Origin of the sequence: Amycolatopsis acidiphila (assembly GCF_021391495.1) — a bacterium.
GTDB classification, from domain to species: domain Bacteria; phylum Actinomycetota; class Actinomycetes; order Mycobacteriales; family Pseudonocardiaceae; genus Amycolatopsis_E; species Amycolatopsis_E acidiphila.
In genome coordinates, this window is sequence record NZ_CP090063.1 from 3,898,277 (window position 1) to 3,916,777 (window position 18,501).

At 72.4% G+C, this 18,501-nt stretch carries 27 protein-coding genes; 7 read left to right on the forward strand and 20 right to left on the reverse strand.

The genetic code is table 11. From position 1 onward, the window contains the following. Nucleotides 1-37: 37 nt before the first annotated feature. A complete protein-coding gene (locus LWP59_RS18980; RefSeq protein WP_144639624.1) occupies nt 38-916 on the forward strand; it encodes a LysR family transcriptional regulator in 879 nt (292 codons plus the stop codon). On the opposite strand, the gene LWP59_RS18985 is transcribed toward LWP59_RS18980, so the two are convergent. Then, on the reverse strand, nt 818-1,852 hold the full coding sequence (locus LWP59_RS18985) for a coiled-coil domain-containing protein (RefSeq protein WP_144639626.1): 1,035 nt from the start codon (nt 1,850-1,852) through the stop codon (nt 818-820). The genes LWP59_RS18980 and LWP59_RS18985 overlap by 99 nt on opposite strands. A gap of 94 nt (nt 1,853-1,946) precedes the next feature. Here LWP59_RS18985 and LWP59_RS18990 point away from each other — a divergent pair, with 94 nt between their 5' ends. Together LWP59_RS18990 and LWP59_RS18995 are read left to right on the forward strand one after the other, a co-directional pair. Continuing rightward, complete coding sequence (locus LWP59_RS18990) at nt 1,947-3,041, forward strand: tyrosine-type recombinase/integrase (RefSeq protein ID WP_144639628.1); 1,095 nt, start codon at nt 1,947-1,949, stop codon at nt 3,039-3,041. Nucleotides 3,042-3,176: 135 nt separating this feature from the next. After that, entirely contained in the window at nt 3,177-3,593 is a 417-nt protein-coding gene (locus LWP59_RS18995; protein ID WP_186383285.1) for an STAS domain-containing protein, read from the forward strand. Here LWP59_RS18995 and LWP59_RS19000 read toward each other — a convergent pair whose 3' ends face one another. Together LWP59_RS19000 and LWP59_RS19005 are read right to left on the reverse strand one after the other, a co-directional pair. Continuing rightward, nucleotides 3,594-4,433 carry a patatin-like phospholipase family protein gene (locus LWP59_RS19000; protein WP_144639632.1) on the reverse strand — a complete coding sequence of 280 codons (840 nt, stop codon included), beginning with the start codon at nt 4,431-4,433 and terminating at the stop codon, nt 3,594-3,596. Beyond that, nucleotides 4,430-4,600, reverse strand: coding sequence for a hypothetical protein (locus LWP59_RS19005; protein ID WP_186383286.1), 171 nt, complete (start codon nt 4,598-4,600; stop codon nt 4,430-4,432). The genes LWP59_RS19000 and LWP59_RS19005 overlap by 4 nt, the downstream gene beginning before the upstream one ends. Nucleotides 4,601-4,625: 25 nt before the next feature. On the opposite strand from LWP59_RS19005, the gene LWP59_RS19010 reads away from it, so the two are divergent. The 3 genes from LWP59_RS19010 to LWP59_RS19020 all read left to right on the forward strand — a co-directional run bounded on the left by LWP59_RS19010 (nt 4,626) and on the right by LWP59_RS19020 (nt 7,408). Then, nucleotides 4,626-5,150 carry a CGNR zinc finger domain-containing protein gene (locus LWP59_RS19010; protein ID WP_144639634.1) on the forward strand — a complete coding sequence of 175 codons (525 nt, stop codon included), beginning with the start codon at nt 4,626-4,628 and terminating at the stop codon, nt 5,148-5,150. Continuing rightward, nucleotides 5,147-5,908 carry an SGNH/GDSL hydrolase family protein gene (locus LWP59_RS19015; protein ID WP_144639636.1) on the forward strand — a complete coding sequence of 254 codons (762 nt, stop codon included), beginning with the start codon at nt 5,147-5,149 and terminating at the stop codon, nt 5,906-5,908. The genes LWP59_RS19010 and LWP59_RS19015 overlap by 4 nt, the downstream gene beginning before the upstream one ends. A 144-nt stretch (nt 5,909-6,052) precedes the next feature. Beyond that, nucleotides 6,053-7,408 (forward strand): MFS transporter, encoded by a 1,356-nt coding sequence (locus LWP59_RS19020; RefSeq protein ID WP_144639688.1) that lies wholly within the window; start codon nt 6,053-6,055, stop codon nt 7,406-7,408. Between the two features lie 52 nt (nt 7,409-7,460). Here LWP59_RS19020 and LWP59_RS19025 read toward each other — a convergent pair whose 3' ends face one another. The 5 genes from LWP59_RS19025 to LWP59_RS40755 all read right to left on the reverse strand — a co-directional run bounded on the left by LWP59_RS19025 (nt 7,461) and on the right by LWP59_RS40755 (nt 11,614). Further along, nucleotides 7,461-8,879 carry an SPFH domain-containing protein gene (locus LWP59_RS19025; protein WP_456151353.1) on the reverse strand — a complete coding sequence of 473 codons (1,419 nt, stop codon included), beginning with the start codon at nt 8,877-8,879 and terminating at the stop codon, nt 7,461-7,463. A 28-nt stretch (nt 8,880-8,907) separates the two neighbouring features. After that, nucleotides 8,908-9,339, reverse strand: a complete 432-nt coding sequence (locus LWP59_RS19030) for an NfeD family protein (RefSeq protein ID WP_144639638.1) — start codon at nt 9,337-9,339, stop codon at nt 8,908-8,910. 63 nt (nt 9,340-9,402) lie between these two features. Continuing rightward, the gene (locus LWP59_RS19035; protein ID WP_144639640.1) at nt 9,403-10,209 is read right to left on the reverse strand and encodes a DUF3097 domain-containing protein; all 807 of its coding nucleotides are present in this window, start codon (nt 10,207-10,209) and stop codon (nt 9,403-9,405) included. A 26-nt stretch (nt 10,210-10,235) separates the two neighbouring features. Continuing rightward, nucleotides 10,236-11,006 carry an MFS transporter gene (locus LWP59_RS40750; RefSeq protein WP_308431707.1) on the reverse strand — a complete coding sequence of 257 codons (771 nt, stop codon included), beginning with the start codon at nt 11,004-11,006 and terminating at the stop codon, nt 10,236-10,238. Beyond that, a complete protein-coding gene (locus tag LWP59_RS40755; RefSeq protein ID WP_308431706.1) occupies nt 10,985-11,614 on the reverse strand; it encodes an MFS transporter in 630 nt (209 codons plus the stop codon). Before LWP59_RS40755 ends, LWP59_RS40750 begins: the two co-directional genes overlap by 22 nt. A gap of 159 nt (nt 11,615-11,773) precedes the next feature. Here LWP59_RS40755 and LWP59_RS19045 point away from each other — a divergent pair, with 159 nt between their 5' ends. Beyond that, the gene (locus LWP59_RS19045) at nt 11,774-12,127 is read left to right on the forward strand and encodes a winged helix-turn-helix transcriptional regulator (protein WP_144639692.1); all 354 of its coding nucleotides are present in this window, start codon (nt 11,774-11,776) and stop codon (nt 12,125-12,127) included. Here LWP59_RS19045 and LWP59_RS19050 read toward each other — a convergent pair. The 12 genes from LWP59_RS19050 to LWP59_RS19105 form a co-directional block, all read right to left on the reverse strand. Further along, entirely contained in the window at nt 12,124-12,696 is a 573-nt protein-coding gene (locus LWP59_RS19050; RefSeq protein WP_144639643.1) for an Asp23/Gls24 family envelope stress response protein, read from the reverse strand. The genes LWP59_RS19045 and LWP59_RS19050 overlap by 4 nt on opposite strands. Beyond that, nucleotides 12,696-13,223 carry a DUF6286 domain-containing protein gene (locus LWP59_RS19055; protein ID WP_144639645.1) on the reverse strand — a complete coding sequence of 176 codons (528 nt, stop codon included), beginning with the start codon at nt 13,221-13,223 and terminating at the stop codon, nt 12,696-12,698. Before LWP59_RS19055 ends, LWP59_RS19050 begins: the two co-directional genes overlap by 1 nt. Beyond that, nucleotides 13,220-13,588: an Asp23/Gls24 family envelope stress response protein gene (locus LWP59_RS19060; protein WP_144639647.1), complete on the reverse strand. Its 369-nt coding sequence runs from the start codon at nt 13,586-13,588 to the stop codon at nt 13,220-13,222. The genes LWP59_RS19055 and LWP59_RS19060 overlap by 4 nt, the downstream gene beginning before the upstream one ends. Continuing rightward, nucleotides 13,585-13,761, reverse strand: a complete 177-nt coding sequence (locus tag LWP59_RS19065; protein ID WP_186383287.1) for a hypothetical protein — start codon at nt 13,759-13,761, stop codon at nt 13,585-13,587. Before LWP59_RS19065 ends, LWP59_RS19060 begins: the two co-directional genes overlap by 4 nt. Before the next feature lie 2 nt (nt 13,762-13,763). Further along, nucleotides 13,764-14,234: an Asp23/Gls24 family envelope stress response protein gene (locus LWP59_RS19070; RefSeq protein ID WP_144639649.1), complete on the reverse strand. Its 471-nt coding sequence runs from the start codon at nt 14,232-14,234 to the stop codon at nt 13,764-13,766. 61 nt (nt 14,235-14,295) lie between these two features. Further along, nucleotides 14,296-14,616, reverse strand: coding sequence for a hypothetical protein (locus LWP59_RS19075; RefSeq protein WP_144639651.1), 321 nt, complete (start codon nt 14,614-14,616; stop codon nt 14,296-14,298). Next, nucleotides 14,613-14,996: an Asp23/Gls24 family envelope stress response protein gene (locus tag LWP59_RS19080; protein ID WP_229857535.1), complete on the reverse strand. Its 384-nt coding sequence runs from the start codon at nt 14,994-14,996 to the stop codon at nt 14,613-14,615. Before LWP59_RS19080 ends, LWP59_RS19075 begins: the two co-directional genes overlap by 4 nt. Continuing rightward, on the reverse strand, nt 14,989-15,537 hold the full coding sequence (locus tag LWP59_RS19085; RefSeq protein WP_144639653.1) for an Asp23/Gls24 family envelope stress response protein: 549 nt from the start codon (nt 15,535-15,537) through the stop codon (nt 14,989-14,991). The genes LWP59_RS19080 and LWP59_RS19085 overlap by 8 nt, the downstream gene beginning before the upstream one ends. Beyond that, on the reverse strand, nt 15,528-16,094 hold the full coding sequence (locus tag LWP59_RS19090) for an RNA polymerase sigma factor (RefSeq protein ID WP_144639655.1): 567 nt from the start codon (nt 16,092-16,094) through the stop codon (nt 15,528-15,530). The genes LWP59_RS19085 and LWP59_RS19090 overlap by 10 nt, the downstream gene beginning before the upstream one ends. A 115-nt stretch (nt 16,095-16,209) precedes the next feature. Then, the gene (locus LWP59_RS19095; protein ID WP_144639658.1) at nt 16,210-17,061 is read right to left on the reverse strand and encodes an aminoglycoside phosphotransferase family protein; all 852 of its coding nucleotides are present in this window, start codon (nt 17,059-17,061) and stop codon (nt 16,210-16,212) included. Beyond that, the gene (locus LWP59_RS19100; RefSeq protein WP_229857533.1) at nt 17,046-17,849 is read right to left on the reverse strand and encodes an SCO1664 family protein; all 804 of its coding nucleotides are present in this window, start codon (nt 17,847-17,849) and stop codon (nt 17,046-17,048) included. Before LWP59_RS19100 ends, LWP59_RS19095 begins: the two co-directional genes overlap by 16 nt. A 5-nt stretch (nt 17,850-17,854) precedes the next feature. Further along, nucleotides 17,855-18,430 (reverse strand): DUF3090 domain-containing protein, encoded by a 576-nt coding sequence (locus LWP59_RS19105; RefSeq protein WP_144639660.1) that lies wholly within the window; start codon nt 18,428-18,430, stop codon nt 17,855-17,857. Nucleotides 18,431-18,501 lie beyond the last annotated feature (71 nt).

Here is an 18,501-nt window from a genome sequence, read left to right on the forward strand (position 1 = left end):
CAAGAGCTGGTTCTGCTGGTTGTTAGAATCGTTGGTTATGGAACTGCGTCAGCTCGAGTACTTCGTGACGGTCGCCGAGGAGGGCAGCTTCACCCGGGCGGCGGAGAAGGTGCACGTGGCGCAGCCCGGGGTGAGCGCGCAGATCCGGCGCCTGGAGCGGGAGCTCGGCCAGGAACTGCTGGACCGCTCGGGGCGGACGGTGCGGCTGACCGACGTCGGCGCCGCGGTACTGCCCTACGCCCGGGCCGCGCTCGCCGCGGTGGCCGGCGCGCGGCTAGCGGTGGACGAGCTGACCGGGCTGCTGCGCGGGCGCGTGGCGGTGGGCATGGTGACCTCGCACAACGTCGATCTGCCCGGACTCCTGGCGCGGTTCCACCAGGACCATCCGGCCGTGGAGATCACGCTCGCCGAGGGCAACTCCGACGATTTGGTCGAGTCGCTGCGTGACGGGCGGCTCGATGGCGCGATCGTCTCCCTCGGCGCGACTCCCCCGCCCGACCTGGACCATCTCGTCGTGACCGACGAGGCGATCGCGGCCGCCGTCGCGGTGGACCACGAGCTGGCGGGGCGCCCGGAGATCCCGCTCGGGCAGTTGCGGGAGCACCCGCTGATCAGCCTGCCGCCGGGCACCGGGATCCGGTCGCATCTGGACGCCGCGTGCGCGCGGGCCGGGTTCGCGCCGAAGATCGCGTTCGAGGCGAGTCAGCCGGTGATGCTCGCCCAGCTCGCCGGGCGGGGGCTGGGGGTGGCGATCCTGCCCGACTCGCTCGCGAGAAACCGCGCCGACCTGCATCCGCTGACGATCGTGCGGCCCGGCCTACGCGGGCAGCTCGTCTTCGCGTGGCGGTCCGGCGGGCCCGTCAGCCCCGCTGCCCGCGCTCTCCTCGGCCGCGCGCGCCGCGAGTTCGGCGCGTAGTTCCCGCAGCTCGTCCCGGCTGGCGGCGAGTGCGGTGTCGAGGCTGTCGGCGCGGGCTTCGGCGACCCGCCGGGCGGTGTGCTCCTCGGCGACGCGGGCCAGGGCCCGCTCGCGTTCGGTGCGCTGCAGGTCGGCGGAAGCGCGGGCATCGGCGGTCTCCTGGCGGGCGTGCTCGACGGAGCGTTCGGCGGCGCTCAGCTGGGCCCGGGCGGCGGCGAGGCGTTCGGCGAGCACGGCCAGTTCGGTGTTGCGTTCGCGCAGCTCGGCGCGGGCGCTCTCGAGGTCCTGGGCCAGCTCCGCACGCGCGGCACGCAGGTCGTCGAGCTGGGCGCGGGTGGCTCGCAGGCTCTCGGCGTGATCGTCGCGGGCCTGCTCGGCGGCGTGCCGTGCGGCTTCGGCCGCTCCCTTTGCGCGCTCGTGCTCGGCGACCTTCGCCCAGGCTTCCCGTGTCTCCCGGTCCGCGGTGGCGACGGCCTTCTCGGCGAGCTTCTCGGCTTCGACGCGGGTGGCGCGGTCATCTCGGGACTGGACGAGGGCCTGGTCGCGGGAGCGTTCTGCCTGGTCTGCGCGCTTTGCCGCCTCGTCGGCTTCGGCGCGGGCAGCCCTGGCGTCCTCCTCGGCCTGACGGACCTGGGCGAGCGCGCCCGTCTCGGCCTCGTCGAGTCGTCGCCGTAGTTCGGTGATCGCGTCCAGCAGCGGCTGCGTGACCGGGCCGAGCGCCTCGGTGACCCGCCGCATCTCGATGAGCGGGTCCACCGTGATGGCGGTCTGCGCTGCGCGTCGCGTACGGGAGGCCGCGTCGGCGTGGGACTTGCAGCAGTAGGACGACGGACGGCCGCCCTTTCGCCGTCCGTGCTCGTCCACCGACGGCGGCGGCAGCGGATTGTCACAGCCGTCGAGGGCGCAGATCTGGGTCTCGACCAGGGCGTTTTCCATGCCTCTAGTTTCGCGTACGCGATAGTGAAACCAGTTGAGCGACACGCGTTACTGCTCAACATCGGCGAGATAGTGATCCGTGATAATCACAGTTATGACGGAGCTTGCCCTGCGGGGAGACTCGGGAGGCCTCGCGGAGGCTGTGGAACTGTTGCCCGCTCTCCCGCCTGCCGACCCCGGGGACCGGTACGCGATTCGTCACGTGACGATGCTGTGGCTGAAGGCCGACAAGAGCGAGCACACCCAGCGCGCGTACTACGCCGACCTCGCGGCCTGGCTTTCGTGGTGCCGGCGGACGGGGCTGGACCCGCTGCAGGCGCGGCGGGCGGACGTGGACGCGTGGAAGCTGACCCTGACGGTCACCGGCCGCGACGGCGTCCCGCGCCCGGCGGCCCCGTCGACGGTCGCGCGCACGCTGGCCGGGGTGTCGAGCTGGTACCGGTATCTGCAGTCCAACGACGTGACCGAGCGGAATCCGGTGGCGGCCGCAGGGCGCCCGAAGCGGGCCCGGACCTCTCCCCTGCCCGCGCTCGACGAGAAGGCGACGGCGAAGCTGCTCGACCACGTGGAGGACCGGGCGCGCCGCAACGGGACGGAAGCGTCCTGGCGGGATGCCGCCCTGATCGCGCTGCTGTTCTACACCGGGCTGCGGGTCTCCGGCGTCACCGGCGCGACGATCGCCGACCTCGACAGCGATGCCGGGCACAGCATCCTGCGCTACACCGCCAAGGGCGGGCAGCGGGACCTCGTGCCGCTCGTAGCACCCGCCCTGCGCCCGCTGCGGCAGTACCTCACTGTGCGGGCCGAGCGGGAACAGCGAGACCTCGACGGGCTCGCGGGGCCGCTGCTCGCGACGACGCCGCACGCCTACGACCGGGCGAAGCCGGGCGGGAAGCCGTTGCGGCAGCGGGATGTCTGGCAGACCCTGCGCAAGCTCGCGGCCGAGGCGGACATCCCCGGCGCGGCGAGCATCAGCCCGCACACCGCCCGCCGCACCACCGGCACCCTGCTGCTGGCGCACGACGTGCCGGTGCAGAAGGTGCAGGACCTGCTGGGGCACGCCGACATCCGCACGACGCGGGACCACTACGACGCGCATCGCCACAAGCTCGACAGCTCGCCGGTGCACACGCTGGCGCAGATCCTGGCGGACCGCCGCGGCGACCAGGGCCGGGCAGCAGGGACGTGAGCGGCACCGGCGGCGAAAAGTTGCACTGCCACCGGCCAGGATGTGAATTACACTGCCAAGAACACGGTTAAGCCCGTAGCCGTCACTGAAGCCGTCTGATCCACCTCGTTCCCACGGGTGGAAGTTGGAGGCGCCGTGACCGCGGCAGATGCTTTCCAGGAGCAGCAGACGAGGTTGACCCTGCCCCGGCAGCGGCCTTCCGGTGAATCCGCCGAGCACGGCTTCGCGCCGCCGCTAAGGCTGCGCGTGCGTCGCCCGAGACCCCGCACCGCGGTGGTGCTCGTCCGCGGCGAGGTGGACGTGCTCACCGCACCCCGGCTCACCGAGCTGCTCGTGGCCAGGCTGCGCGGCACTTTGCGCACGCTGGTCGTCGATCTGTCCGAAGTGGACTTCCTCGGCGCCGCCGGGCTGTCGTCGCTGCTCTACGCGGATCTGCTCGCCCGGCACCGCGGCGTCACGATGCGGGTGGTGACCGGCGACAACCGCTGGGCCATCCGGCCGCTGACCGTCACCGGGATCGGCGACCGGCTCAACCTGGACAGGACCCGCTGATCAGGCCCAGAACCAGGCCAGGTCCGCCGCCTCGCGCAGACCCTGCTCGTAACCGGCCTTCGCGGCCGGTGCCCGCACCGCGGGGTCCAGCAGGTTCGGTCCCAATGCGGTCTTCGCGGATTCGTCGGGCCGCACGACGGCCACCCGGGCGCCGTCGGCGCGCAGCGTCGCGACCTGTTCGTCGAGGTCGGCCGGCTCGGGGATCTCCATGACCTGCAGGACCAGGACCCGCGTGCAGCCCAGGGCGAGGTCGGCGTTCTCGGCCGAGCGGATGCCGCCGTCGATGTAGCGGCGTTCGCCGATGGTCACCGGCGGCCAGGTGGCGGGCACGGCGCAGCTCGCCGCGACCGCGTCGACCAGGTCCACCCCCGATGTCCTGTCGAAGACCCGCTCCTCGCCGGAGTGTGCGTCGACCGCCACGATCCTCAGCTCGGCTTCGGGCCAGGAGTGCTTGGGCAGCCGGGCGGCGACCACGGCGCGCCGCTCGGGTTCGGGGATGGTGGGGGCTTCGAGGGCCAGCGCGCCCACCCGCCGCCGCGCGTCGAGCTTGCCGGTGGCGCCTGCGTAGGCGGAGCCGAACAGGTCCGTGATCGCGTCGCCGTCGAGGACCGCGGCGAGTTCGGGTGTCTGCAGCGCTGGGTCCACCTGCCGCTGGTACAGCTCCGGCAGCAGGACACCGCTGGTGACCTGTGCGGCGACCGTCGAGCCGGCGGAGGTGCCGACGAACAGGTCCGCGTCGAGCACTGAGCGGCCCGCTTCCGCCAGCCCCGTCAGATATCCCGTCTCCCAGGCGATTCCGGCTACGCCGCCGCCACCCAACACCACTCCGCGTCGCGTCATGATCGGGACAACCCGGTGCTCCCGACGACTATTCCGTCGATCTCGACCAGCCACTCCCCGCAGGCGCACCGGCGGTAGCCGACCCTGCCCTCGGCGGCGCGGTGGACCGAACCGGGCAGGAGCTCGGCGAGGGGGCAGCCGCAGTGCGGGCATCGCGAGTCCGTCATGACGCCAGCATGGTGTAATGGTTCAGTGCACTTCAACCCTTACGGTGGTGCGGCGGCACAGGTAGCCGCCGCGCTGGTGAACCTGGGCCCGGCTCCGGCGGACGAACTGGCCCGGACGCTGCGCGCGAACGGCATGTCCGTCTCGTCGATCTCGGCCGAGGACGCGGCCGCGGTGGGCGAATGGGCACGCCGGCTGCGCGAGGTGTTCGCCGAGGCCGATCCGGACCGCCGGGTCGACCTGGTCAACCAGCTGCTCGCCGACTCCGCCTGCCGCCCCTACGTCTCGCGGCACGACGGCAAGCCCGCGCACCTGCACTACGCGAGCGAGCACGCCGACGGCGCACAGCGGGTGCGGGCGTATACCGCCGGCGGGATCGCACACCTGCTGTGCGAGGCCCCTTCGCGAATGGGTGCGTGCGCAGGCGAGGACTGCTCGACCGTGTTCGTGGACACCTCCCGCAACGGGCGGCGGCGGTTCTGCTCGACCCGGTGCGCGACCCGGGTCCACGTCGCGGAGCACCGCCGGCGCGCGGCTACGCTTTCGGTATGAGCAAGTGCTTAGTTGCCCTCGGCGACTCGTTCACCGAAGGTGTCGGCGACCCCGATCCCGGCCGCCCGAACGGCGTCCGGGGCTGGGCCGACCGGCTCGCCGAGACCCTGGCCGCCCGTGAACCCGGCTTCCGCTACGCCAACCTCGCGATCCGGGGCAGGCTGCTGGGCCAGGTGCTCTCCGAGCAGCTGGAGCCCGCGCTGGCGATGGAGCCGGACCTGGTGACCCTGTACGCGGGCGGCAACGACCTGATGCGCCCGAAGGTGGACATCGACGCGCTCGCCGAGGAGTACGACAAGGCGGTCGCCCGGCTGGCCGAGACCGGGGCGACCGTAGTGCTGTTCACCGGCGTCGACGGCGTCGAGGATCCCCTGTTCCGCAAGATGCGTGGCCGCACCGCGATCTACAACGAGCACGCCCGCGTCATCGCCGCCCGGCACGGCGCGCGCGTGGTGGACATGTGGGCGATGCGGCAGCTGCGGGACCGGCGGCTGTGGTCGGCCGACCGGCTGCACCTGAACTCGCTGGGCCACGCCGAGGTGGCCATCGCCGTGCTCGACGTGCTGGGCGTGCCGCACGAGCTGACCCCCGCAGCGCTCGGGCCGCGCCCGACCGTGCACCCCCGCCGGCAGCGGGCGGAGAACCTGCGGTGGGCCCGGGAGCACGCGCTGCCGTGGCTCCGGCGCCGCCTGCGCGGCGAGTCCTCCGGGGACACGGTCAGCGCGAAGCGTCCGGCCCTGGCGCCGGTCGAGTTCTAGAGCACTGCCCCGCCGTTGATCGAAGGACCTGGTGGGAGCCGTCCCGGCGAAGATCGCGGAAAGTGGTTGTCCACCCGGGCTGGACTTCGCCCGTTTTGTCAGCGAAGGTTTCCGGAAGAGTGATGCCGGTCACTGGAGGCCATGATGGTTCTCGGACGCAACGAGGCGAACAAGGTCATCGACAGCCAAGCCACCGAACAGCGCACCCAGGTCCGCCGAGCCGCGATCGCCAGCGCGATCGGCACGACCATCGAGTGGTACGACTTCTTCCTCTACAACACCGCCGCGGCGCTGATCTTCCCCCACCTGTTCTTCCCCGCGTCCAGCAGCTATGCGGGCGCGATGCAGTCCTTCGCCACCTACGCGGTCGGGTTCGCGGCGCGGCCTGTCGGCGCCGCGATCTTCGGCTACTGGGGGGACCGGATCGGCCGCAAGGTCACGCTCGTGATCACGCTGTTGCTGATGGGCATCGGGTCGGCGCTGGTCGGCCTGCTGCCCGGGGCGAGCACGATCGGGATCGCGGCGCCGCTGATCCTGGTCGGCCTGCGGCTGATCCAGGGCATCGCGATCGGCGGCGAGTGGAGCGGCTCGGTGCTGCTCGCGATGGAATGGGGCGACCAGCGCAAGCGCGGGCTGCTCGGCAGCTTCGCGCAGATCGGGGTGCCGGTCGGGCTCGTGCTCGGCACCGGCGGCATGACCCTGCTCTCGGCGGTGCTCTCCGACGCCGCGTTCGACTCCTGGGGCTGGCGCATCCCGTTCCTGCTCAGCTTCGTGCTCGTCGGGATCGGGCTGGTGATCCGGCTGCGGATCCTCGAGACCCCGATGTTCGCCGCCGTCGTGGCCAAGCAGCAGACCTCGCGCAGCCCGGTCACCGACGCGATCAAGCACCACTGGCGGGAGATCCTGCTCTCGGCCGGGCTGCGCTTCAGCGAGCAGATGCCGTTCTACCTGTTCACCAGCTACGTCCTGGTGTACGTGGTGGCGCAGCACCACTACTCGAAGACGTTCGTGCTCAACGCCGTACTGGTCGCGGCCGCACTGGAGCTGGTCGCGATCCCGTTCTTCTCCCAGCTCTCGGACCGGTTCGGGCGCAAGCAGGTCTACCTCACCGGCGCGGTGCTGACCGGCGTGCTGGCCTTCCCGTACTTCGCGGTGCTCAAGGACGGCGGGCACGTCGCGATCTTCATCGTGGTGATCGCCTCACTGATCGTGCACGCCATGCAGTACGGGCCGCAGGCGGCCTTCATCGGCGAGAGCTTCCCGACGCACCTGCGCTACGGCGGGGCCGGCCTGGGCTACCAGCTGGCGTCGGTGTTCGCCGGTGGTCCCGCGCCGCTGCTGGCAACGTGGCTCCTGCAGGTGACCGGCACGCCGTACTCGATCTCGGCGTACATCGTGCTCTCGGTCGTGGTGACCGCGCTGTGCGGGTGGTTGCTCAAGGACCGCTCGCGCTCTGACATCACCGACCACAGCGCTTACGCGCGCCCGGCGAAGGCCTGACACACAAACGCTGCCCCTCCTCCCGGGAGGAGGGGCAGCGTTGTGAAAGCGCTTACTGACGCGGGAACGGCCCGCCCTGCGGCGGTCCCGGAGGCTGCGGCGGCTGCTGCGTCGGGTAGGGGCTGATCGGCGGGTTCGGGGTGCCGTAGTGCTGGCCGGGCTGGCGCAGCGGCAGACCCGGCTGCGGGCCGGTGGGCGGACCCGCCTGCTGCTGCGGCGCCGGCGGCTGCTGCGGGGCGATGGCCTGCGGCGGCGCCGGAGGTGGAGAGTCGACCGGGGCGGCCTCCTGCGCCTCCTCCGGCTCGGGTGCCGAACCGGTACCACGCAGCACGTTCGCCGCCGACGGGGCGGGCGGGGTGCTGCCCAGCGGCCCGGGCACCTCCTGGCGGGCGACCTTCTCCGCCTCGCGCACCGCCTCGGCGATCCGCGGGTCGGTGGAGGTGTCGAACCAGCTGGCCACATCGTCGTCGTCGAAGGTCGGGGGCGTGACGTCCTCGTCGGCGGCCGGCTCGTAGCGGAACACGCCGTCGTCGCCGGACTTGCCGAACGCGCGGGCGAAGCCCTCCAGCGCCTTGCCGTAGTCGCTGGGCACCAGCCACACCTTGTTCGCGTCGCCCTGTGCCATCTGCGGCAGGGTCTGCAGGTACTGGTAGGCCAGCACCTCCGGCGTCGGGCGCCCGGCCTTCACCGCGGCGAACACCTTCTCGATCGCCTTCGCCTGGCCCTGCGCCTGCAGGTAGCGGGCGGCCCGCTCACCCTGCGCGCGCAGGATGCGCGACTGCCGGTCGGCCTCCGCGGCCATGATCGTCGCCTGCTTCTGGCCCTCCGCCGCGAGGATCTGCGACTGCTTCTGCCCCTCCGCGGTCTTGATCGAGGCCTCCCGCTGGCCCTCGGCGTTGAGGATCATCGCGCGCTTCTCCCGGTCCGCGCGCATCTGCTTCTCCATCGAGTCCTGGATGGACGGCGGCGGGTCGATCGCCTTGAGCTCGACGCGGGCGACCCGGATGCCCCACCGGCCGGTCGCCTCGTCCAGCACCCCGCGCAGCTGGCTGTTGATCTGGTCGCGCGAGGTCAGCGCCTGCTCCAGGGTCATGCCACCGACCACGTTCCGCAGCGTGGTGGTGGTCAGCTGCTCCACACCGACGATGTAGTTCGAGATCTCGTAGACCGCGGCGCGTGAGTCGGTCACCTGGAAGTAGACGACGGTGTCGATCGACACGGTCAGGTTGTCCTCGGTGATCACCGGCTGCGGCGGGAACGACACGACCTGCTCGCGCAGGTCGATCCGGGCGCGCACCTTGTCCAGGAACGGCACCAGGAAGTTCAGTCCCGGCGAGGCGACGGTGCGGAAGCGGCCCAGCCGTTCGATGACGGCGGACTGGGCCTGCGGGACCACCATGATCGCCTTCGCGATCGTGACGATCACGAACAGGGCGATGACCGCGACAACTATGATCGCTGCGGTTCCCAAGATCTCTCCCGTTGTGCAGTTGGTCGGTTCATGACTCCGGGACGACCACGGCCGTGGCGCCCGCTATCTGTACCACGGTCACCTTGGTGCCGGGCTCGATCCGCTGACCTTCGGCCACGCTGCGGGCCGACCAGAGGTCGCCGCCCAGCTTCACCTGGCCGCCGTCGCCGTTGACCGCCGACACGACCACGCCGTGCGTGCCGATCAGCGCCTCCGGGCCCATCCTGATCTCGGGCCCGTGCAGGAAGCGGCGCTTGAGCGCGGGGCGGGCCAGCCACAGCAACGCCGTCGAGGCGACGGCGAACACGATCACGTCGATGACCGGGTTCCCGGTGAACGCGGCCGATGCGGCGCCGACCAGGGCGCCGCCGCCGAGCATCAGGAGCACGAGGTCGCCGGAGACGACCTCGGCAGCCATCAGCACGATGCCTGCGATCAGCCAGATCAGGGCCGGGGTCATGGCCTCATCGTGGCAGAAAGTGACCGGTCACAGCCAGCGAACACGCGAAAACACCGGGCCCGATCAGCCTTCCGGCGTCGTCACGAAGTCGATCAGCCGCTCCACCGCGCCGATGAGCGGGGTCTCCAGCTCGCGGAAGCTGGACACCGCGCCGAGCACCCGCTGCCAGCCCTCGTACGGCTCGCCCCAGCCGAGCGCGGCGCAGATGCCCTCCTTCCAGGGGGTGCCGCGGGGCACGGTGGGCCAGGCGCGGATGCCGACGGCGGCGGGTTTGACGGCCTGCCAGATGTCGATGTACGGGTGGCCGGTCACCAGGACGTGCTCGTCGCGGATCGCGTCGACGAGGCGGGACTCCTTACTCCCCGCGACCAGATGGTCGACCAGGACGCCGAGGCGCCGGTCGGGCCCGGTGCCGAACTCGTCGATGCGCTGCGCGAGCACGTCGACGCCGTCCAGCGGCTCGACCACCACGCCCTCGACCCGCAGGTCGTGTCCCCACACGCGTTCGACGAGCTCGGCGTCGTGCTTGCCCTCGACCCAGATCCGCGAGTCGCGGGCGGTGCGTGCCCGCAGGCCCTGCACCTTGACCGAGCCCGACGCCGAGATGGTGCGGGCCGGCTTCGCGGCGGGCGTGGGCGGCACGAGGGTGACCGGCTTGCCCTCGAGCAGGAAGCCGGCCGGGCTGAGCGGGAACACCCGGTGCCTGCCGTGGCGGTCCTCGAGCACGACGAGCTCGCGCTCCAGGCGGACCACGGCGCCGCAGAAGCCGCTGCCCGGCTCTTCGACCACGAGCCCGGGCTCCGCGTCGATCTCGGGGATCTTCCGCTTGCGCGGCGCGGCGAAGACGTCGTCATACGAGTGGGATCGCACGATCGGGGACGGTAGCGCCGGACTCCTCACCGCGTCGCGGCGCCACGCCGGGGCGTGAAGACGAACCCGGCGAGCACCGTGGCGGCGGCGACCAGGGCGGCGGCGGCGAGGAAAGCGAGCCGGTAACCGGAAGTAAGCGCTTCCCCGGAGGGGGTCGGCATCCCGCCGGTCCGCGTGGCGGCGAGCACGGCGAGGGCGGACAGCCCGAGTGCGCCCGCGACCTGCTGGGTCGTGTTGAACAGCCCCGACGCCAGCCCGGTCTCCGCCGGCGCCGCGTCGCTCATGCCCAGCGCCATCAACGCGGGCATGGCGAGCCCGAAGCCGACGCCCAGCACCAGGGTCGCGGGCAGCACGTCGGCCAGATAACCGCCGTCGGCCGGGATCCGGGCCAGCAGCACGAGGCCCCCGGTCATCAGCGTGAGGCCGGTGAGCAGGACGGCCCGCTCGCCGAAGGCCTGGGTGACCCGCGCCGACACGAGGAGCGACACCACGGCGATCGCGACGGCGACCGGCAGCATCGCCAGTCCCGTTCGCTCGGCCGAGAGGCCCAGTACCAGCCGCAGGTACAGCACGACCAGGAACTGGAAGCCGAACGCCGCCGCGACCAGCAGCGCCTGCACGCCGTTGGCGCCCGCCAGGGTGCGCGAGGTGAACAGCCGCAACGGCAGCAGGGGCTTCGCCGCCTTGGCCTGGCGCAGCAGGAACGCGATCAGCAGCAGCACCGCCGGCACGCCCGCCCGCAGATCCAGCTCGACGATCGCGTAGACGCCCAGCATCAGGGCCGCGGTGACGAGCATCGCGCCGAGCACGTCCGCGCCCGCCCGCAGGCCCGGCCCGGTGTCGGCGTCGAGGACGCGCAGCGCGCCGTCGCGGTCACGAGCCCGATGGGCAGGTTGATCAGGAAGATCCAGTGCCAGCTGACGGTCTCGGTGAGCACCCCGCCCGCCACGCTGCCGATCGAGCCCCCGGCGGCCTGCACGAAGCTGAACGCGCCGATCGCTTTCGCCCGCTCCCGGGTGGCCGGGAACAGGCCGACGATCATGCTGAGCACGACCGCGGACGAGGCCGCGCCGCCGATGCCCTGCGCGAACCGCGCGGCGATGAGGACCCCGCTGTTCCAGGCCAGCCCGCACAGCAACGAGGAGACGGTGAACACGACCAGGCCGGTGAGGAACACGCGGCGCCGGCCGACGAGGTCGCCGAGCCGTCCGCTGAGCAGCAGCAGACCGCCGAAGGCGATCAGGTAGGCGTTGACGACCCAGGCGAGCCCGGCCTGGCTGAAGCCGAGGTCGTCGCGGATGGACGGGAGCGCGACGTTCACGATCGTCTGGTCGAGCACGATCATCAGCGTCTGCGCGCACAGCACGGCGAGCGCGAGCCGGCGCCGCCGTTCGGTGGTGGGCATTGTCCGGAGCACCTGACCTCCAAGAGGGCACGATTTGTAACAGTGGCCATCTTGTGTGTCTGTGAGATGCTGGGGAAGAAGGCAGTTTCGTGTGCCACTGGCACACCGGGGTAACCGTCCAGGTCGGGAGGCCGGGTCATGACAGAGACCACCGCCGGGATGGCCACTCAGCTCGCCGAGGCCTGCCCGATCGTCGAGGTGCTCGACCACGTCGCGGGCAAGTGGAGCATCGGCATCATCGTCGCCGCGGCGAACGGCCCGGTGCGCTTCACCGAGCTGGAACGCACCGTAGAGGGCATCAGCCGCCGGATGCTGACGCTCAACCTGCGCAAGCTCGAACGCGACGGGCTGCTCGTGCGCACCGTCTACCCCACCGTGCCGCCGAAGGTCGAGTACACGCTCACCGACATGGCGCGCGAGCTGTACGCGTCGCTGTCCGGGTTGCTGGGCTGGGCGGAACGGCACCGCGGCGAGATCGCGTGCGCCCGCGCCGTCTACGACGCGGCCTCCTAACGGACGCGGGTGCCCGGCTGGTCGGCGAAGCGGAACTCCACCACGGTCGGCAGCTCGGCCAGGTCGAGCGCCTGCCGGAGGCGGGCGACGGCGTCCTCGGCGATCCGCTGCCGCAGCTGGGCGAGGTCCGCCTCGGCGCCCGCGGTCACGGTGACCAGCAGGGTCGGGTCGTCCTGGGTGCCCGACAGCGTCGCGTCGGCGGTCTCCACACCCGGGTAGCGCCCGACGTCCTCGGCGAACGGGCCGGTGGCCACGCTCGCGTCGAGGCGCGTCCCGCCGTCCTGGGTCACGCTTTCCCACCGCCACGTCGTGGTCTTCGGGCGGCGCAGCGCCTGTGCGCCCAGCCAGCGCAGGCACAACAGGCCGAGCACGATGACCGCCACCACGACCAGGTACAGCACCCATGTCGGCGGCAGCGCGGCGCCGGGCACCAGCGGCCGGTCCCGGTCCACCAGGCGCAGCCAGCCGTAGGACGTGGTGATCGCGAAGGCGCCGGCGGCCAGCAGCACCAGCCCGAAGACGGCGAGCAGCGACCGGTTGAGCCGCGCGGGGCGGTTGAGGCTCGCCATCAGGACGTCCCGCCGATGTGGACCCGCACGTGCGGGCGGGTCGCCGGGTCGATGCGGCCGAGCTGGTCCTCCAGCGCCGCGCGCACCTGCTCCCCCAGGTCCTCGGGGGCGAGCCGGCCGGCGTCCACCCTGGCGGTGACCGTCTTGCGGCGCAGCTTGAGCTTCACCGCGGCCACGCCCTCGACGGACTCGGCGGCCGAGCGCAACACCGCGGCCATGCCGCGGGTACCGGCGCCGGAGATCAGTGGCGCGCCCGTCTCCCGCAGTGGCAGCACGAGCGGGCGCCCCGGCAGCACCGCGGGCAGCAGCAGTGCCAGGCCCAGCGCGGCGAGCACGGCGCCGCCGATCACGACGGGCAGCTCGCTCCAGTTCGTGTCGTGTGCCGCGTTCGCGGCGCGGGTGTAGTCGAGCACCGGCGTCTTGTGCAGCAACAGCTGGATCGCGCTGGTCGCGACCAGCGCGCAGGCGGCGAGCCCGACGAGTGCGACGACGGTTGCGGCGAGACTGCGCCGGGAGCGGCGGATCATCGCACCCTCCCCGCGCCCGAGCGGTCGCCGCGCAAGGCCGTGACGGTGATGTCGACGCGGTCCACGGCGAGCCCGGTCAGCTCGCCGACCTCACGGGTCAGCTGCTGGCGGGCGGCTTCGGTGGTCCGGGCGACCGACGCCGGGTAGGACACCGACAGCTCCACATCCAGGCTCACGTGCTCCCCACGGACCGTGGCGTCGACGTTCGGGGCCTCGCCGCCGCCGAAGGTGACTCCGAGAAGCCGGCGGGACGAACCGCCGACCCCGCCCATCTCGGTGACCAGCTGCCCCGCGATCCGCTCGACGGCCCGCTCGGCGACGGTGGTGGTGCCCCGCGCGGCGGCCGGGATCTCGGCGACGGTCATCGCCGGTCCCGCCCGGTGAGCTGCGACAGGTCGAGCTTGCCCTCGAGCACGCGCCCGGCGAGCAGGCCCAGCCCGGCGAGGACCGCGACGACCAGGAAGGCCCCGAACCCGCCGAACGCGGCGGCCAGGCCCAGCACGAGCCCGGTCAGCAGGCCCAGCACGGTGGGTGTCATGGTCACTCCACCCGCCCGGTCGCGGGGACGGCTTCCTCGTCGTCGCCGGGCAGGTGCACGTCGTTGACGGCGATGTTGACCTCGACGACCTCCAGCCCGGTCATCTGCTCGATCGCGGTGATGGTGTTGACCCGCACGGAGCGGGCGACATCGGCGATCGCGACCCCGTACTCGACGACGATCTGCAGGTCCACCGCGGCCTGCTTCTCCCCCACCTCGACCGACACACCTTGGCCGGCGCTGGCGTTCGCGCCGGGGATGCGGTCGCGGATGGCGCCGAACGCACGGGTCATGCCGCCGCCCAGGTCGTACACGCCGTGGATCTCCCTGGCCGCAAGGCCCGCGATCTTCTGCACGACGGTGCTCGCGATGGTGGTGGTGCCGTGGCTGGTGACCAGCGGGGTACTGGTCTCCGACCGGCCCACCGCTCCGGCGCCGCTCGTGGTGTTCTTGCCTTCGGTGTTGGTGGTCATCTCGGCTCTCCTTGTCCTTCTCTCCTCTTACACAGGAAAAGACCCCGCACCGGCGCGAACGTCACGGTCCGATCCGGGGAATCTCCCGGGCTTCGAAAGCCTCAGCGTCCACATCGGTCACCACGAGACGCACACGGGCGTTCTGGAACGGCGTGCCGACGAGGGTCTTGGCGACGAGCTCGCCTGCCGCGGCCAGCAGCGGCGGCAACGGCAGCGCGGTCGCGACGAGCCGGATCTGCACCAGCTCCTCGTCGGCGTCGACGGCCAGCGCGTCCAGGCCCCAGCCCGGAGTGGACCGGACCATCGGCGTCGCGGGCCGCAGGCCATCCACAGTGGACAGGGCGGCCAGCAGGCGGGCGACCAGCTCGGTGCGGGCGGTCACCGGGTCGCCACCGGTTCGATGTCGAGCACGGTGACGGACACCTCGTCGACGGCGAGTCCGGTGTCGCGGGTGACAGCGCGGTACACCGCGTGTTGCACCGCGCGGGCGACCGCCGCGGCCTGGGCGTCGCCGGAGGTCGCGATCGACAGCCGGACGCGGACCGCGTCGCCCCCGAGCTCCACGAGCACCCCTTCCGCCGGTGCGGGCGTGATCCCCTTGACCTGCTGCCATTTCGCGCGCCCCCATGCGCGCACGAGACCGCCCACCCCGGCTTCGAGCCTGGCCACGCCGGGAGTGCGGCGGGCGGCGTCGGCGGCGACAGCGGCCACCACCGGCTCCTCGACCACCCACTCGATGCCCATCGTCACCGCCTCACTCATAGAGATCCACCACCACGACGTCGAGCCGCGCCAGACGCAGCCCCACGCTCGCCGCGCAGGCGGCACGAAGGCGTTCGTGCAGCGACGCCAACAGCTCCGCCATGTCGTCGCGGTAGGCCACCGCGACCGTCAGCTCCGCGGACAGCAGGGTCTCGCCGTCGGCGTCGCGGTCGAGCACCCGGACCTTGCACCGCCGCGCGCGGACCCCGTCGATCTCGTCGGCGGCGAAGCGCAGCACGACCGCGACGGCCTGTTCGCTCACCTCCAGCCCGCCGGGCTCGTCCGCCCGCACCGGCAGCATCTCCCCGTGCCGGCGGACCTCGGCACGCACGGCGCTCATGATCCGGTCGGTCAGGTCCCGCCGGGGTTCGATCCGCTCGCCGGCCAGCTCGGCGGTCGCTTCGCGCAGCGCGCGCAGGCTTTCGCGGGCCGTCGAGCAGTGCGGGCAGCTCAGCTCGTGCTCGTCCGGCGCGTCGAGGTGGTCCCACACCCGGTCCAGGGACCGCCCGCACGGCAGGTCGTAGCGGGTCTCTACCGCCATGGCCGCATCACCTCCGCCAGCTGGGCGCGAGCGCGGAAGATCCGGCCGCGCACCGCCGTCGCCGAACTGTCCACCGCGTCCGCGATCTCCTCGTAGGACCGGCCGTGGACCTCCCGCAGCAGCCAGCACGCCCGTTGTTCCGGCGTCAGCGCCTGCACCGCCTCGGTGAGCGCTTCCAGTTGGGCGCTCACCTCCGCGGCACGCTCGGGGTTCGCGTCCCCGCGCGGGGTCTCGGTCGTGTCGGGATCGACGTCGGCGACCGGGCGCCGGGCCCGGATCGTGTTGAGGCAGCGGTTGGTCGTCGTCCGGTACAGCCAGCCGACGAACGCCGCGTCCTGCTGCAGCTGGCCCAGGCGGCGCCACACGGTCAGGAACACGTCCTGCACCACGTCCTCCGCGTCGCCCCTGCTGCCGAGCATGCGAAACGCCAGCCGGTACATCGGCCCCTGGTACCTGCGCACCAGTTCCTCATAGGCACGCATGTCGCCGTCGCGCGCCCTGGCCACCAGGGTCGCGTCGTCCAGCGACGGCTGCGCCGTCTTGGCCACCGCGGTCACTCGTACCCCCGCTCGTCCCTGCCCTCGGTATGCAAGACACCTGCCGCGGCGCGATGTCACGCGCCGGCACGCGATGTATTCGGGCGAACACGCTCACCGTATTGGTCGCAGCGCGTCAGAGCGACTCGGCGAGGGCGAGCAGGGAGTCGGTGTGCGCCGACGGGCCTTCGCGGCGCAGCGGCCGGATCGCCAGCAGCACGGCGAGTGCCTGCGACCAGCGGCGCAACCGGACCGGGTCGGCCGAGGGCAGCGCGGCCACCGCCTCGTCGAGCGCGCGGTCCGCACGCAGCACCCAGTCCACGGCGTCGAAGTCCGGGTCACCGACGCAGGGACGTGGGTCGATCACCACGACCCCGTCCGCGCCGGCGAGCACGTTGCCCGGATGCAGGTCACCGTGCAGCAGGGAGCGGGAGCCGCCCGCGGCGAGGTCGAGCGACGCGGCGCGGGCGGCCACCATCAGCCGTGGCTCGACGAATCCTTCGGCACTGCGGTCGGCCAGGTCGAACATGAACCGCACGCGCTCGGCGAGTGTCGGGAAGCCGTCGGGCACGGCGACGGCGTGCAGCTGCGGCAGCAACTCGTCGATCTCAGCCGCGGTCCAGCCTCGTTCGGTGAGCGGGGTGCCGGGCTCGATCCCGGCGAGCAGGACCGCGCCGGCGTCGAGGTCGGTGTCGAGGACGTCCACCACCCGGGGACAGTCCCGCCAGGCGAGCAGCGCGGCGGCCTCGGTCTCGGCGATATCGCGCTCCGGGGTCAGCTTGAGGACCACGAGCTCGCCACGTTCGGTGCGGCACAACAGGGTTCGCCCGGTGTTGCCCGCGACGGCGCGCTCGACCCGCACCCCCCACCGGCGGGCGAGCTTGGCCACCAGACCGGGCAGCTCGTCGCACCACTGCGCGACGCCGGGACCGAACCGGTCGGCCAGCCGGGCCCGCGCCGCGTCGTCGAGGTTCAGAACAGCGGCCATGGGATGGCGCGCCAGTCGTCCCCCGGCTCCGGGAACACCCCGGCCGCGAGCAGCGCCTCGGCCCGGCCGGCGATCGCCTCGATCTCCAGGCCCGTCAGGTGGGCCGACAGCTCCTCGCCGAGCGCGCCGTAGATCTTCTCCGGCAGGGCACGCAGGTTCTCCACCGCGTCCTCGGGCAGCGGGTCGCCGATCCAGCCCCACAGCACGGTCCGCAGCTTCGGCTCGGAGTGCAGGCAGATGCCGTGGTCCACGCCGTAGACACGGCCGTCGGTCCCGGCGAGTACGTGCCCGGCCTTGCGGTCGGTGTTGTTGGCGACGACGTCGAGCACCGCCAGGTCGCGGATGCCGGGGTGATCGGCGTGGGTGAGCACCGCCGGGTCGCCGAGCCGGTCGTGCGCGTGCAGCACGACCCGCCAGTCCGGCGGCACCTCGGCCGGGGCGCGCACGTCGATCAGCTCCTCGTCGGAGGTCTCGATCCACAGCTGCACCATGCCCTCGCCGAACGGGCCGTCCCGCAGCACCGTCGGCGGGATGCTGCCCAGCCCGGACGCGTCGGAGAGCAGGTACGTCGCGACCTCGCGGCCGGCGAGGGTGCCGTCCGGGAAGTCCCACAGCGGCCGTTCGCCCGAGATCGGCTTGTACACGGCGTTCGCGGACATCCCGTCCAGCTCGACCGAGCAGAACAGGGTGACGTTGGAGGCGTCCACCAAGCGGCCTTCGACCTCGAGCCGTCCATGGGCGACCAGGTGCTTCGCGGCGGGATCGGTCGGGGTGAGGGATTCGGCCACGGACGTTATTCCTCGGCCAGATCGGTCTCGCGGCGGTAGCCGTTCTGCCGCGGGCAGATGTGGCCCGCCGGGTCGAGGGGCTCGCCGCACAGCGGGCACGGCTTGCGCCCGGCGTTGACCACCCGGTCGGCGCGCTCGGCGAAGGCGCGCGCCGCCGCGGGGCTGAGGAACACCCGCACCGCGTCCGGGCCCTCCTCGGTGTCGTCGAGCACCACCGTCTCGTCGACCTCGCCCTCGGTCATGGCGAGCAGCTCGACGACGACCGCCTTGCTCTCGGCATCCCAGCCCAGGCCCATCGTGCCGACGCGGAACTCCTCCTCGACGGGCACGTTCAGCGGGTCGACGTCGACCAGGTCGTCGGGGACCTCCTCGGGCACGTCCGCCCCGAAGCGGTTGGCGACCTCTTCCAGCAGCGAGGCCAGGCGCTCGGCGAGCACCGCGACCTGCTGCTTCTCGATGGTCACGCTGATGGTGCGGACATCCTCGGACGCCTGCAGGTAGAAGATGCGGTCGCCAGGTTCCCCGACGGTCCCTGCGACGAACCGGTCGGGCTGGCGGAAGACGTGGATTACACGAGCCATGGCACCCTCGACCCTAAGCCACCGTTCCATGATCGGCATCCGCCGCCCCTGACTAATATCGAACATCACTT